This window comes from Caldimonas sp. (genome assembly GCF_046289365.1).
Taxonomy (GTDB): Bacteria; Pseudomonadota; Gammaproteobacteria; order Burkholderiales; family Burkholderiaceae_C; genus Caldimonas.
Genome location: NZ_JBKBVU010000017.1, coordinates 19,492 through 33,248 on the forward strand (window position 1 = coordinate 19,492; position 13,757 = coordinate 33,248).

Here is a 13,757-nt window from a genome sequence, read left to right on the forward strand (position 1 = left end):
AGCGTATCGGGTGTTTGTCCCGCCCGATGGGGAACCTGTGAGCTGGGTGGTGACACTAAGGCTCCTCAAGGAGAACCCTATGACCGCTGACGAAACCCGGGCGATCGTGACGATCAGCTTATTGGCAGCGTTTGCCGATGGCAGCAAGCACGAGCGCGAGCGCGCCGAGATCCGGCGCATTGCCGAGGGACTGGCGGGCGACGACGGCATCCACGTGCCCACGCTCGTGCAGGACGTGCTGATGAAGCGCGTGTCATTGGCCTCTGCTGTTGCGTCCTTGTCCAGCGCTGAATCGAGGCAGCTCGCTTACGAGATGGCCGTGGGCGTGTGCGACGCCGACGGGGCCCAGTCGAGCGTGGAGCAGGCCTTCCTGGCCGATCTGGCCCGGGCTCTGGGCCTGGAGGCGGGCGTGGCCGCCACCATTTCACAGCAGGCCGAAGCCTTGGCGACCGTGCCGATGAGCGCACCCGCGCCTGCGCCGGCGCCGGCTGGCGCGGCAGCAACGGCCCGACCGTCCGTGAACGAGGCCGAACTCGACGCGGCCATCCTGAACGCGGCCATCCTCAATGGCGCGCTGGAATTGCTGCCGGAGTCGATCTCGACCTTGGCCATCATCCCGCTGCAGATGAAGCTTGTGTACCGCATCGGCAAGGCCTATGGCTACGAGCTGGATCGTGGGCATGTCAAGGACTTCCTGGCCACCGCCGGCGTGGGCCTGACCTCGCAGTACCTTGAGCAGGCCGGGCGCAAGCTGATCGGCGGCCTGCTGGGCTCGGTGGGCGGCGGGCTGCTGCGCGGCCTGGGCAAGCAGGCGGTCAGCTCGGGCATGAGCTTCGCGGCGACCTATGCGCTGGGCCATGTGGCCAAGCGCTACTACGCCGGCGGGCGGGCGCTGTCCGCACAGATGCTCAAGGACGCCTATGCTGGGATGACGCGCGAGGCCCAGGGTCTGCAGGCGCGTTACCTGCCGCAAATGCAGGAACGGGCACGCACGCTGGACGCCGCGCAGGTGATGAATCTCGTCCGCCAGGGTTGAGCATGGCGGGCACGCCGTCCCCGCCTTCGCCTCGGGGCGGCGACAATTTGTTCTTTGCCCTGCTGCCGGACGAGCAGGCGCAGGTTGGGATCCAGGCCGTGGTTGACCATCTGATGCGTCGGGGGGTGTTCCACCGCCGCCCGGTGCCGAGGCACTGCTGGCACATCACGCTGCTTTACATCGGTCGCTTCGATGGGCTGCCGGCCGAAGTGATCGAGGCGGCCGGCGTCGCGGCCCAGCGTGTCGTGATGGAGCCTTTGCGCATTTGCCTGGACCGGCTGTTGAGCTTCGACGGCCGGCCCGGCTATCACCCCCTGGTGCTGTGCCCGAGCCGGGACAATGCACCGCTGCGGCGTCTGCACGTGGCGCTGGCCGGGCATGGACGGCGGCTGGGGTTGGTGCGCCATCCCGGGTCTTTCACGCCCCACCTCACGCTCGGCCGCGAACCGGTGCATCTGCTGCCCGAGGACGTGGCGCCCATCTGCTGGCAGGCGCGGGATTTCGTCCTGGTGCACAGCCTGGCCGGGCTGCGCCGTCACGTCGTGCTTGGGCGCTGGGGGGGCTGAGTGCAGTGTCTGAGGCAACGACGGGACCCCTGCCGGGGTGAGCCCTGCGCCGGATCGTGCTAGAAACAGGGCTTTGCAAGAATCCGTCCCGTCGATGCGTGTCCTTTTCAGTCTCGCCGCCGTGCTGGCCGTTCTGGCCCTCGTGGCCGTGTTGGCGAAGAAATCGCTGACCCAGGTGGCGCTGCCTGCCTCGCCCGCCGCCGAGACGCCTGCGTCCGCGGCCCCCCGGGGCACCCCGTCGCAGCAGCTCCAGCAGTTCCGCCAGGGGCTGGATCAGGCCCTGCAGCAGCCCGCGCGCAAGGTGGATGAATGAGCGAGGAGCAGCGTCTGCAGGACGAGTACGCGATGCGCATCGCGCTGGACCAGGCCCACAATGCCTGGCTGGTGGGCGAAGTCCCGGTGGGTGCGGTGGTGATGCGTGAAGGCAAGGTGATCGCCACCGGCTACAACCGGCCCATCACCGAACACGATCCCACGGCGCACGCCGAGATCGTCGCGCTGCGCCATGCGGCCCAGTTGCTCGGCAACTACCGCCTGCCCGAGTGCGAGCTCTACGTCACCCTCGAACCCTGCGCGATGTGTGCGATGGCCCTGATGCATGCACGCCTCAAGCGCGTGGTCTTCGGTGCTGCCGACCCCAAGACCGGCGCGGCCGGCTCGGTGGTGGACCTCTTCGCCGAGGGCCGGCTGAATCATCACACCCAGGTTCAGGGCGGTGTACTGGCGCCGGCCTGTGGGCAGGTGCTGCGAGACTTCTTTGCCGAACGTCGTGCCGCCTACCGGCTGCGGCGCCAGCCCGAGTCATCGCAGCCTGGTCAGGATGAGCCTGCCACGGACGACGCCCCCATTCCGACCGGCGAGGTCAGCGAGTTTCCCGATCTGGAGCCCCCCCGTTGAAGTTTCATGAACACGCCCACGCCGCCCCGGCGCCCCGCAGCCTGGTGCTTTTCTCGCCCTCCGGTGTGGTGGCGCACCGTGCGGTCGCCCGCCGGGCGATGGCACGGCTGCGCCGGCTCGGTTTCGAAGTGAGCCTGGACGAGGACGCGCTGACGCGCCACCAGCGCTTTGCCGGCGATGACGACACCCGCCTGGCGGCGCTGTACCGCGTGGCCGACGGGGGCAGCGACATCGCGATGGCCCTGCGCGGTGGCTACGGCCTGACCCGGCTGCTGGACCGTCTGGACTACCGCCGCATCGGGCGCAGCGTCGAGCGCGGCACGCGTTGGGTCGGCCACAGCGACTTCACCACCCTGCAACTGGCCCTGCTGGCCCATGGGGTGGAGGGGGTGACCTATGCCGGACCGATGGCCTGCTTCGATTTCGGCGCCGAGGTGGTGGACGAGGTCACGCAGGACTGCTTCCTCGAGGCGATGCGCGGCGAGCTCGAGGCCGTGGGGTTTCGCACCGAGGCCGGTTTCGACGGGCTGGAGGTCAAGGGGCGCCTGTGGGGGGGCAACCTGTGCATGGTGAACGCCTTGCTGGGCACGCCGCACTGGCCCCGGGTCAAGGGTGGCGTCCTCTTCCTGGAGGACGTGAACGAGCATCCCTACCGGATCGAGCGCGACCTGCTGCAACTGCGCCAGGCTGGCGTGCTCGATGCGCAAAAGGCCATCGTCCTGGGGCGTTTCACCGACTTCAAGCCTTCACCGCTGGACCGGGGCTACACGCTGAAGTCGGTGGTGGCGCATGTGCGCGCCCTCACCCGCACGCCGGTGCTCACGGGATTGCCCTTCGGCCATGTGGCGACCAAGGTGACCCTGCCGGTGGGTGCCAAGGTGCAACTGGTGGTGCAGGGGCGAGATGCGCTGATCGCATGGTGAGTTTCTCCCGAGCTGCCCGCGTGGAGGAAGCCTGCGGGCTTCATGCAGAATGCGCCACATGAGATGCGTGTGGGGTCTGCTGCTGTGGTGCGTGGCGCTGCCGGTGTGGGCGGCACACGGATACGCATTGTGGGGCGACCTGAAGTACCCGGCGGGTTTTGCCCATTTCGACTACGTCAATCCCGAGGCCCCCAAGGGCGGTGAGCTGCGCCTGGTGAGCAACCTGCGCGTGTCCACCTTCGACAAGTACAACCCCTTCACCTTGCGAGGCAATGCGCCGGCCTACCTGTCGACCTTGATGTTCGAGTCGCTGCTGATCGGCTCGCTCGACGAGACGGCCAGCGGCTATGGTCTGCTGGCTGAAAGCGTGGACGTGGCCCCCGACGGCCTGAGCGCGACGTTCCGGCTGCGGCGCGAAGCCCGTTTTCACAATGGCTCGCCCGTGCTCGCCAAGGACGTCAAGCACAGCTACGACATCTTGATGGGGCCCCATACCTCGCCGGCTTACAAGACGCTGCTGGCCGATGTGGCGGGCCTGGACGTGCTGGACGAGCGCACTGTGCGCTATCGCTTCCTGCGGCCCAATCGCGAACTGCCGCTGACCGTGGGCGGCCTGCCGGTGTTCAGCCACGAATGGGGGCAGGGCAAGCCCTTCGACCAGGTGGTGATGGACACGCCCATCGGCAGCGGGCCCTACCGGATCGGCCCGGTGCGCTTCGGCAAGGACATCACCTATGTGCGCGACCCCGACTACTGGGGGCGCCACCTGAATGTGCGCCGCGGCACGGTCAATTTCGACCGCATCACGGTGAAGATCTACAAGGACAACACCGCCCGGCTGGAGGCGCTCAAGGCCGGCGAGTTCGACATGATGCGTTTCTTCTCGGCGGGCGACTGGACGCGGCGTGTCACCGGCCGGCGCTTCGATTCGGGCGAACTGGTCAAGGGCGAGTTCCGGCACCGCCTGCCTTCGGGCTTCCAGAGCTTCGTGCTCAACACCCGGCGCGACCAGCTCAAGGACATCCGCGTGCGCGAGGCCCTGGGCTTGGCCTTCGACTACGAGTGGATGAACCGGCAGCTCTTCTACAACAGTTACCAACGGGTGACGGGTCTGTTCGGCAACACCGCCTGCCAGGCCCAGAATGAGCCTTCGCCCGAGGAGCTGGCCCTGCTCGAACCCTGGCGCGGCCGGCTGCCCTCCGCCGTGTTCGGCCCCATGTACGTGCCCCCTCGCACCGATGGCGACCATTCGCTGCGAGGCAATCTGCGTCGCGCCAAGGCCTTGCTGGCCGAGGCGGGCTGGACGGTGCAAGACGGGGTGCTGCGCAATGCGCAGGGGCAAGCCATGGTGCTGGAATATTTGGACAGCAACGAAGCCGGCGCGCGCATTGTCATGCCCTGGGCCCGCAACCTCGAGAAGCTCGGCATCCGGCTGGTCTATCGCGCGGTGGATTTCGCTCTCTTCCAGCAGCGCCTGCGGGAGTTCGACTTCGACATCATGACGATCGCCTTCCAAGGGACGCACAACCCCGGCAGCGAGTACGCCGACCTCTTCGGCAGCCAGGCAGCCCGCACGCCCGATTCGGGCAACTACGCCGGCGTGAGCCATCCGGCCGTTGATGCCCTGATCGAGCGCATGAGTGCGGCGCGCACCCAGGCCGAATTGCTGCCGGCCTGCCGTGCGCTGGACAGGGTGATCGCGCACAGCCATTACCTCATCCCCCAATGGACCGCGCCCACCCACCGCATTGCCTACAACCAATGGCGCCTGGCACGTCCGCAGACGGTGCCTCCTTACATTCAGGGCGAGGATTGGGCCATGTTCACCTGGTGGGCCAAGTAAGCCATGTGGTCGTACATCCTCAAGCGAGTGCTGCTGATGGTCCCCACGATGCTGGGGGTGCTGCTCATTACTTTCATCGTGGTGCAGTTCGTGCCCGGCGGCCCGGTGGAGCAGTACCTGGCCGAAGCCCGTGCCGCGCCCGGCACCGGCGGTGAGGGCGGGGCCTTTGCCTACCGCGGCGCCCAAGGCGTGGACCCGAAGCGGCTGGAGGAGATCAAGGCGCTCTACGGCTTCGACAAGCCCGCCCACGAACGCTTTGTGCAGATGCTCGGCCAGTTCATCCGCTTCGACCTGGGGCAGAGCTTCTTCCAAAACAAGGACGTGTGGGCATTGATCGTCGAGAAGCTGCCGGTGTCGATCAGCCTGGGAATGTGGACCTTCCTGCTCAGCTACGGTGTGGCCGTGCCGCTGGGCGTGGCCAAGGCGGTGCGTGCCGGCACGCGCTTCGACCTCGTGACCACGCTGCTCGTGCTGGTGGGCTATGCGATTCCGGGCTTCGTGCTCGGTGTGGCACTGCTGGTGATCTTTGGCGGACAGCTCCAGTGGTTCCCGCTGCGCGGCTTGACCTCGGCCAACTGGGAGGAACTGAGCTGGGGCGCACGCATCGTGGACTATCTCTGGCACATCACGCTGCCGGTCACGGCGATGGTGCTGGGCAGCTTTGCAGTGACCACGATGCTCACCAAGAACGCCTTCCTCGAAGAGATCCGCAAGCAGTACGTGCTGACCGCGCGCGCCAAGGGCCTGGGCGAGCGCCAGGTGCTGTGGAAGCATGTCTTGCGCAATGCGCTGATCCCCATCGTCACGGGCTTTCCGGCGGCTTTCGTCGGCGCCTTCTTCACCGGCGCGCTGCTGATCGAGACGCTGTTCTCCCTCGACGGCCTGGGCCTCCTGAGTTATGAGAGCGTGATCCGGCGCGACTATCCGGTGGTGCTGGGTACGCTGTACCTGTTCACATTGATCGGCCTGGTCACCAAGCTGATCAGCGATCTCTGTTACGTCTGGGTGGATCCGCGTGTCAAGTTCGACTGACCCCGTGCGCGCCGTGGCTTCGAACAGCCCCACACGGCGGGCCTGGCGGCGCTTCCGCCACAACCGGCTGGGATTCTGCAGTCTGGTGATTTTCTGCACCCTGGTCGTGCTCAGCCTCTTCGCCGAGGTGTTGTCGAATGACCGGCCGCTGCTGGTGCGCTACGAAGGCCGGTTCTACGTGCCGCTCCTGCATGACTATCCGGAAACGGTGTTCGGTGGTGACTTCGAGACGCCCACCGACTACCTGGATCCCTTCATCCGCGAGCGGCTCAACCAGGGCAGCAACTGGGCGATCTATCCGCCCAACCCCTACGGCCCGCGCACGATCAACTACTTCGCCAAGGAACCCAACCCCTCGGGCCCGTCGCGCGACAACTGGCTGGGCACCGACGACCGGGGGCGTGACATGTTGGCCCAGCTCATCTACGGTTTTCGGGTGAGCGTGCTGTTCGCGCTGGCGCTCACGGCCATCGGCGTGGTGCTGGGCGTGGTCGCCGGGGCGGTGCAGGGCTTTTTCGGCGGGCGCATCGACCTGACGATGCAGCGCCTCATCGAGATCTGGGCCTCGATGCCGGAGCTGTATCTGCTCATCATCTTCAGCGCGATGTTCTCGCCCAGCCTCGGGCTGCTGCTGGTGCTGCTGAGCCTGTTCGGCTGGATGGGGCTGTCGGACTACGTGCGTGCCGAGTTCCTGCGCAACCGGCAGATGGACTACGTGCGCTCGGCGCGTGCGCTGGGCGTGAGCAATGCCCAGATCATCTGGCGTCACATCCTGCCCAACAGCCTCACCCCGGTGGTGACCTTCCTGCCTTTCCGCATGAGTGCCGCCATCCTGGCCCTGACCTCGCTGGACTTCCTGGGCCTGGGGGTGCCAGCCGACACACCGTCGCTGGGCCAGTTGCTCAACCAGGGCAAGGCCAACATCGATGCCTGGTGGATCTCGTTGGCCACCTTTGGCGTGCTGGTGCTGACCCTGCTGCTGCTGACCTTCATGGGCGATGCGCTGCGCAATGCCCTGGATCCGCGTGTGCCCGACCCGCCGCAACCGCAGCCCACACCCCCGGCAACGACCGCCCCCAAGGAGGCCCAGGCATGAGCGGGATGCTGCTGGAAGCGCGCGGCCTGCGCGTGAGCTTTGGCGGCAAGGCAGTGGTGCACGGCGTGGACCTGCACGTCAAGCCAGGCGAGAAGCTGGCGCTCGTGGGTGAGTCCGGCTCGGGCAAGACCGTCACGGCCCTGAGCCTGCTGCGTCTGCTGCCGTCGGCCCAGGTGGAGGGCCAGGCCTGGCTGCAAGGCGATGGCGGCCAGCGGCGCGACCTGCTCGCCCTGAGCGAGCGCGAGCTCAGGGGGGTGCGCGGCCAGGAGGTGGCCGTGATCTTCCAGGAGCCGATGACGGCCCTGAACCCGCTCTACACCGTGGGCGATCAGATCGTCGAGGTGCTGCAGCTCAAAAAGGGCCTCCCCCCGGCTGAGGCGTGGGAGCGGGCCGTGCAATTGCTGGCCGACACCGGCATCCCCGAGCCCGAACGCCGTGCGCGTGCCTACCCGCACCAGCTCTCGGGCGGCCAGCGCCAGCGCGCGATGATCGCGATGGCGCTGGCGGGCGAGCCCCGCCTGCTGTTGGCCGACGAGCCCACCACCGCGCTGGATGTGACCCTGCGCGGCCAGATCCTGGATCTGCTGAACGAACTGCAGCGCCGTCGCGGCATGGCGGTGCTGATGATCACGCACGACCTCCATCTGGTGCGCCGCTTCGCCGACCGGGTGGCCGTGATGGAGAACGGCCACCTCGTCGAGGAGGGCGCGGTGGCCGAGGTGTTCAGCCGGCCCCGGCATCCCTACACCCGCAAGCTCATCGACAGCCGGCCCGAGCGCGACGTCGTCGATGCGGTGGCCGCGCCACTTTCGCAGGACGGGCTGCTGCACACCCGCGACCTCCGGGTGGTCTACTCCATCCCACGGCCTGGCTTGCGGGGCTGGTTCGGCCGCGGCGAGTTCGTGGCGGTCAAGGGTGCGAGCCTGATGCTTGCGCCGCGGCAGACGCTGGGGGTGATCGGCGAATCGGGGTCGGGCAAATCCACCCTGGCCCTGGCGGTGCTGGGGCTGCTGCCCAGCGGGGGTGAACTGCGTCTGGCCGGGAAGTCCTGGCAGGGTTCGCCGCGGGCTGACCGTCCCCTGCGGCGCGTGGCCCAGGTGGTCTTCCAGGACCCGTTTTCCTCCCTGTCGCCGCGCATGACGGTCGAGGAGCTCGTCGGCGAGGGCTTGCGGGTGCATGAGCCCGCGCTGGATGCCGGCGAGCGCCGCGAGCGGGTCCGGCAGGCCCTGGCCGATGTGGGTCTCACCGAAGCCCAGTTCCCGGGTTTGCTGGCGCGTTATCCGCATGAATTCTCCGAAGGGCAGCGCCAGCGCCTGGCGATCGCGCGAGCGCTGATCGTGAAGCCGCAGTTGCTGGTGCTGGACGAACCGACCAGCGCGCTGGACGTGACCATCCAGAAGCAGATACTCGGTCTGCTGCAGAGGCTGCAGCGCGAGCACGGTCTGGCCTACTTGCTCATCACCCACGATGTGGACGTGATCCGTGCGATGGCCCACCGCGTCATCGTGATGAAGGACGGTGTGGTGGTCGAGTCCGGCGAGATGCATGAGGTGCTCGATGCGCCGCGCCATCCGTACACGCAGCGGCTCGTGGCCGCGGCCACCGTGCCCGTCTCCGCCTGAGCGTCGAGAGCACCCCGTCACCACGGCTCAGGCTGCCAGGGCTCAGGCTGCCAGGGGCCACCCCTCGTCTTCCCGGCGCGCCAGGCGCTCGAGTTCGTCACACACCTGGGCCAAGGTGCCGCACAAGGCCGTGCGGCGCCGGTCGGCCGGATCGACGGCCACCTTCAGAGCGGCCATGGGTGCGAGGCCCATTGGCGGCTTCACGCCGCCTTCGTCATCCAGCGACACCCGAACGAGCACCGCGGCCGCACTGGCCGGGGTCTGCACACGCACATCCCAGTGGCGACCTCGGCCCGGCAGCAGGCTCAGACGAACCTCCGCCGGGCTGTCGTCCCAGCGCGTCAGGGCCGGACGTACGAGCAGCACATGGGCGGCGTGACGGCGGGCGGCACGCGAGAGCGCACGCCAGGCGGAGGCAGACATCTCCTGGGCCCACAGCAGCAGCAGGCCTGCGGGGTGGGCCTGAAGCCACTGGACGCCGGCCTGGACCGGGCTTTGGGGGGCGGCGCCCGGCCAGCAGCAGGTGAGAGGCCCGTCGAGCGACAGCAGCCCGGGGTGGTGGGGCAGGCCACGCGGCGGCTGGACCAGGGCCAGGGGGCGCCCCTCTTGCACGCCGCGTCGAATGGCGTTTTCGAGCAATCGCCATTCGGCCTCACCGGCCTGGGGGGTGCACACTTCCAGCACCTGCCCGGCCAGCCAGCCCCCGCCGGGCAAAGCGGCATCAAGGCGAGCATGGCCCGTGGGCAGGCAGCGGGGCATGGCGGGCCGGGGCTGCAGCCGCATGCGTTGCCACCACGGTGTGGGAAAAGCCGAGTCGTTCATGTCCATCTCCGAAGATCAACCAACCACATGACATTCGGCAGGATTGGGACGGGTGCTGCGCCCAAGGCGCAGCGGGCCAGGCTGCAGGGCCTGTGCGAGGGGACACCCCTTCGCACCTGCGCCCACCACCTGCAGCAGGCCGGAAGCGGCAGCGGCTACATCAGCATGGTGTTGCGGATCAGGCCCACGGCGATGCCTTCGAGCTCGAAGTCCTGGCCGGGCTCGACGACGATGGTGGGGTAGTCGGGGTTCTCGGCCACCAGTTCGATGTGACCCCGTTGGCGGCGCAGGCGCTTGACCGTGACCTCGTCGCCCAGGCGGGCCACGACGATCTGGCCGTTCTTGGCCTCGCGCGTGGCCTGCACGGCCAGCAGGTCGCCGTCGAGGATGCCGGCGTCGCGCATGCTCATGCCGCGCACCTTCAGCAGAAAGTCGGGCTTGCGCTGGAACAGGCCGGCCTCGACGTGGTAAGTCTGGTCGATGTGCTCCTGCGCCAGGATGGGGCTGCCTGCGGCGACACGGCCCACCAGGGGCAGGGCGAGCTGGGCCAGGCCGGGCAGCGGCAGGCTGAACTGGCGGATGCGCGACTCGGCCAGCGATCGCAATGTGTCAGACTTCAGCCTGATGCCCCGCGAGGTGCCGCCTACCAGCTCGATGACGCCCTTGCGGGCCAGGGCCTGCAGATGCTCCTCGGCGGCATTGGGCGAGCGGAAACCCAGTTCGGCAGCGATCTCGGCCCGCGTGGGGGGAGCGCCGGTGCGCTCGATTGCGCTCTGGATGAGCTCGAGGATTTGCTGCTGGCGGGCCGTGAGCTTGGGGGTCTCGAACGTGTCCATGGGCGTGGGTCGGGTGGTGGGTCGCGGCCATCGGCCGGGCTGATGGCGATCGCCCCGGCCCGGTGTACGTCCTGGCTGCACACTGACTGGTTGCGCATCCAGTATCTGTATTTTTATCCAGCTTCCAGAAAAATGCAAAACATGCACCAGACCGTCGTGGTCATCGGCACGGGTGGCACGATTGCCGGCACGGCCGCCAGCGCGGCCGACCATACCGGCTACACCGCGGCCCAGATTGGCGTGGCGCAGTTGCTGGCGTCCGTGCCAGCGCTGTCCGGCCAGCCTCTGGAGATGCTCCAGCTCGCCCAGGTGGACAGCAAGGACATGGACTTCGGTGTGTGGCGCGAGCTGGCCCGGGCCGTGGACCGTGCGGTGGCGCGGCCCGAGGTGGCCGGGGTCGTCATCACGCATGGCACTGACACCCTGGAGGAGACCGCCTGGTTCCTGCAGGCCGTGCTGGCGCCGGCCAAGCCGGTGGTGCTGACGGCGGCGATGCGTCCGGCCACGGCCTTGTCGGCCGACGGGCCACAGAACCTGGCCGATGCCGTGACGGTGGCGGCTTGGCCGCAGGCCCGGGGGGTGGTGGCCGTGCTGTCGGGCCGGGTGCACGCGGCGGCCGATGTGCGCAAGGCTCACACCTACCGGGTGGACGCTTTCGATTCCGGCGATGCAGGACCGGTGGCGCTGGTGGAGGCAGGCCGGTTGCGCATTCTGCGCCCCTGGCCGCAGGGACCTGCGCTGGGCCTGCAAGCCCTGCTGGCCCTGGAGCCCACGGCGTGGCCCTGGGTGGAGATCGTCACGAGCGGGGCCGGTGCGCGGGCACAGGCCGTGCAAGCCCTGGTGCGCGCCGGTGTGCGCGGCCTCGTGGTGGCGGGCACCGGCAACGGCACCATCCATGTGGCCCTCGAAGCCGCCTTGACCGAGGCCCAGGCGCAGGGGGTGACGGTGTGGCGTGCCAGCCGTTGTGGCATGGGGCCGGTGCTCGGGGAGCATCCGCGGCAATGGCCCTCGGCCGGCACCTTGACCCCGGCCAAGGCCCGCGTGGCGCTGATGCTGGAGCTGATGCGGGCCTGAGCCCGGGGCTCAGACCAGGTGCAGTCGCACGTCGATGTTGTTGCGCGTGGCGTTGGAATAGGGGCACACCTGATGGGCGGCATGCACCAGGGCTTCGGCCTGGGTGCGTTCCATGCCGGGAAGGGACACGGCCAGGTCGACCTCGATGCCAAAGCCCTGGGCCACGGGCCCGATGCCCACCGTTGCCGTGATGGCGGTGTCGGCTGGCAGGGCGATCTTGCGCTGGGCGGCCACGAACTTCATGGCGCCAATGAAGCAGGCGGAGTAGCCCGCCGCGAAGAGTTGCTCGGGGTTCGTGCCGGGGCCGCCGGCACCGCCGAGTTCCCTGGGAGTGCTGAGCCGCAGGTCGAGGGCGCCGTCGGAGGACACCGAACGGCCGTCGCGGCCGCCGGTCGAGGTGGCTTGGGCCTGGTAGAGCACTTTTTCGAGAGGCATGGTCGTCCTTTCAGTGGGTGGGTGGGAGGGCAGGGGGCTCAGGCGGCCCGCCGTTTCACGGGGGCGATGGCCGAGGGGGTGGTGTGCAGGCTCAGACGCTGGCGCAGCCCGTGCAGGCGTTGACGCAACTCGGCGATCTCTTCCAGGCTGCACCGGGTGGCACAGGCCACTTCGACGGGCACCTGGACGGCGGCTTCACGCAGGGCCTCGCCCGCCGGGGTGAGGTGGACGATCACGCGGCGCTCATCGGCGCTGTCACGGCGGCGGTCCACCAGACCGGCCGACTGCAGGCGCTTGAGCAGGGGCGTGAGCGTGCCGGAATCGAGGAACAGCCGCTCGCCCAGTTCGCTCACCGTCTGCTCGCCATGCTCCCAAAGGACCAGCATCACCAGGTACTGCGGGTAGGTGAGGCCCAGCCGGTCGAGCAGGGGTTTGTAGAGCTTGGTCATCGCCAGTGACGTGGCGTAGAGCGCAAAGCACAACTGCTTGTCGAGCTGCAGCAGGCCCTGGGTGTCGGCGATGGGAGGGGTGGAATTCGGCATGGCTCAATTGTAATGCGCAATTTAATTGCGCGCAATTTAATTGTCGACAGAGAGGCCTATACCGGCCAGCCCGGCACCGGCTGGTGCCCGGCGCCTCAGGCTTCCAACTGGTCCAGCTGTTCGCTGAGTTCGAGCCAGCGCGTCTCGAGTTGCTCTATCTGTTCGCCGATCTCTTTGAGCCGGCGGCCTTGCTGAGCCCATTGCTCCGGCGTGCCTTCGCCGCCGGACAACGCCGCTTCGAGGGCGGCCTTCTCCTGACCCAGGGCGGCCAGCCGTTCGTCGATGGCGACCCGTTCCTTCTTCAAGGGCCGGGCCTTTTCGAGACGTTGCTGACGTTGCGGGTCGCGCCGGTCCTGACGCGCAGGGCGGGCGGCCGCGGCCGTTGGTGCAGCGGCGGCCGGCGGCTGCCGGTGTGCCTGGGCCCGCTCGCGGCCCTGGTCCAGCAACCAGCGCTGGTAGTCGTCGAGGTCGCCGTCAAAGGGGGTCACGCTCCCGTGCGCGACCAGCCAGAACTCGTCGCACACCTCGCGCAGCAGTGCACGGTCGTGGCTGACCAGCATCACCGTGCCCTCGAACTCGTTGAGGGCCATGCTCAGCGCTTCGCGGGTGGTGAGGTCGAGGTGGTTGGTGGGTTCGTCCAGCAGCAGCAGGTTGGGGCGCTGCCACACGAGCAGGGCCAGCACCAGGCGGGCCTTCTCGCCGCCGCTCATGCTGCCCACGGGCTGCATCACCATGTCGCCCACAAAGCGGAACTGGCCGAGGAAGTCGCGCAGCTCCTGCTCGCGGGCCTGGGGGCCTACGTCGCGGGCGAGCCGGATCATGTGCTGCAAGGGGGTGTCGGCCGGGTGCAGCACGTCCAGCTCCTGCTGGGCGAAGTAGCCGATGGCCAGGCCCTTGCCTTCGGTGATGCGCCCGCGCAGCAGCGGCAGGCTGCGGGCGATGGTCTTGACCAGCGTGGACTTGCCCTGGCCGTTGGCGCCGAGGATGCCGATGCGCTGGCCGGCCAGCACCGATCGGTTCACGTCGCGCAGGA

General features: G+C 68.5%; 15 protein-coding genes. 10 read left to right on the top strand and 5 right to left on the bottom strand.

All coding sequences use genetic code 11. The features are described 5' to 3' along the window. Positions 1-79 precede the first annotated feature (79 nt). The 9 genes from ACK42S_RS03375 to ACK42S_RS03415 all read left to right on the top strand — a co-directional run bounded on the left by ACK42S_RS03375 (position 80) and on the right by ACK42S_RS03415 (position 9,015). Positions 80-1,036: a YcjF family protein gene (locus ACK42S_RS03375; protein ID WP_409703322.1), complete on the top strand. Its 957-nt coding sequence runs from the start codon at positions 80-82 to the stop codon at positions 1,034-1,036. 47 nt (positions 1,037-1,083) lie between these two features. Next, the gene (locus ACK42S_RS03380; protein ID WP_409703325.1) at positions 1,084-1,602 is read left to right on the top strand and encodes a 2'-5' RNA ligase family protein; all 519 of its coding nucleotides are present in this window, start codon (positions 1,084-1,086) and stop codon (positions 1,600-1,602) included. Positions 1,603-1,696: 94 nt separating this feature from the next. Beyond that, positions 1,697-1,915, top strand: a complete 219-nt coding sequence (locus ACK42S_RS03385) for a hypothetical protein (protein WP_409703328.1) — start codon at positions 1,697-1,699, stop codon at positions 1,913-1,915. Then, the gene (gene tadA, locus ACK42S_RS03390) at positions 1,912-2,499 is read left to right on the top strand and encodes a tRNA adenosine(34) deaminase TadA (RefSeq protein WP_409703331.1); all 588 of its coding nucleotides are present in this window, start codon (positions 1,912-1,914) and stop codon (positions 2,497-2,499) included. The genes ACK42S_RS03385 and tadA overlap by 4 nt, the downstream gene beginning before the upstream one ends. Then, positions 2,496-3,422, top strand: coding sequence for an LD-carboxypeptidase (locus tag ACK42S_RS03395; RefSeq protein WP_409703334.1), 927 nt, complete (start codon positions 2,496-2,498; stop codon positions 3,420-3,422). The genes tadA and ACK42S_RS03395 overlap by 4 nt, the downstream gene beginning before the upstream one ends. Positions 3,423-3,480: 58 nt before the next feature. Then, positions 3,481-5,265, top strand: a complete 1,785-nt coding sequence (locus ACK42S_RS03400; RefSeq protein WP_409703337.1) for an extracellular solute-binding protein — start codon at positions 3,481-3,483, stop codon at positions 5,263-5,265. 3 nt (positions 5,266-5,268) lie between these two features. Continuing rightward, positions 5,269-6,297 (top strand): microcin C ABC transporter permease YejB, encoded by a 1,029-nt coding sequence (locus ACK42S_RS03405; protein WP_409703340.1) that lies wholly within the window; start codon positions 5,269-5,271, stop codon positions 6,295-6,297. Beyond that, positions 6,281-7,393, top strand: coding sequence for an ABC transporter permease (locus ACK42S_RS03410; protein ID WP_409703342.1), 1,113 nt, complete (start codon positions 6,281-6,283; stop codon positions 7,391-7,393). Before ACK42S_RS03405 ends, ACK42S_RS03410 begins: the two co-directional genes overlap by 17 nt. Next, positions 7,390-9,015, top strand: a complete 1,626-nt coding sequence (locus tag ACK42S_RS03415) for an ABC transporter ATP-binding protein (RefSeq protein WP_409703345.1) — start codon at positions 7,390-7,392, stop codon at positions 9,013-9,015. Before ACK42S_RS03410 ends, ACK42S_RS03415 begins: the two co-directional genes overlap by 4 nt. A gap of 42 nt (positions 9,016-9,057) precedes the next feature. On the opposite strand, the gene ACK42S_RS03420 is transcribed toward ACK42S_RS03415, so the two are convergent. Together ACK42S_RS03420 and lexA are read right to left on the bottom strand one after the other, a co-directional pair. After that, positions 9,058-9,837: a hypothetical protein gene (locus ACK42S_RS03420; protein WP_409703348.1), complete on the bottom strand. Its 780-nt coding sequence runs from the start codon at positions 9,835-9,837 to the stop codon at positions 9,058-9,060. Positions 9,838-9,992: 155 nt separating this feature from the next. After that, entirely contained in the window at positions 9,993-10,673 is a 681-nt protein-coding gene (gene lexA / locus ACK42S_RS03425; protein WP_409703351.1) for a transcriptional repressor LexA, read from the bottom strand. A 141-nt stretch (positions 10,674-10,814) separates the two neighbouring features. Between lexA and ACK42S_RS03430 the strand changes: the two genes are divergently transcribed. After that, positions 10,815-11,747: an asparaginase gene (locus ACK42S_RS03430; protein ID WP_409703354.1), complete on the top strand. Its 933-nt coding sequence runs from the start codon at positions 10,815-10,817 to the stop codon at positions 11,745-11,747. Between the two features lie 9 nt (positions 11,748-11,756). On the opposite strand, the gene ACK42S_RS03435 is transcribed toward ACK42S_RS03430, so the two are convergent. The 3 genes from ACK42S_RS03435 to ACK42S_RS03445 all read right to left on the bottom strand — a co-directional run. Then, entirely contained in the window at positions 11,757-12,182 is a 426-nt protein-coding gene (locus ACK42S_RS03435) for an organic hydroperoxide resistance protein (protein ID WP_409703357.1), read from the bottom strand. A 38-nt stretch (positions 12,183-12,220) separates the two neighbouring features. Further along, positions 12,221-12,724 carry a MarR family winged helix-turn-helix transcriptional regulator gene (locus ACK42S_RS03440; RefSeq protein WP_409703360.1) on the bottom strand — a complete coding sequence of 168 codons (504 nt, stop codon included), beginning with the start codon at positions 12,722-12,724 and terminating at the stop codon, positions 12,221-12,223. A gap of 95 nt (positions 12,725-12,819) precedes the next feature. Then, a partial coding sequence (locus tag ACK42S_RS03445; protein WP_409703363.1) for an ATP-binding cassette domain-containing protein occupies positions 12,820-13,757 on the bottom strand: 938 nt, incomplete at its 5' end.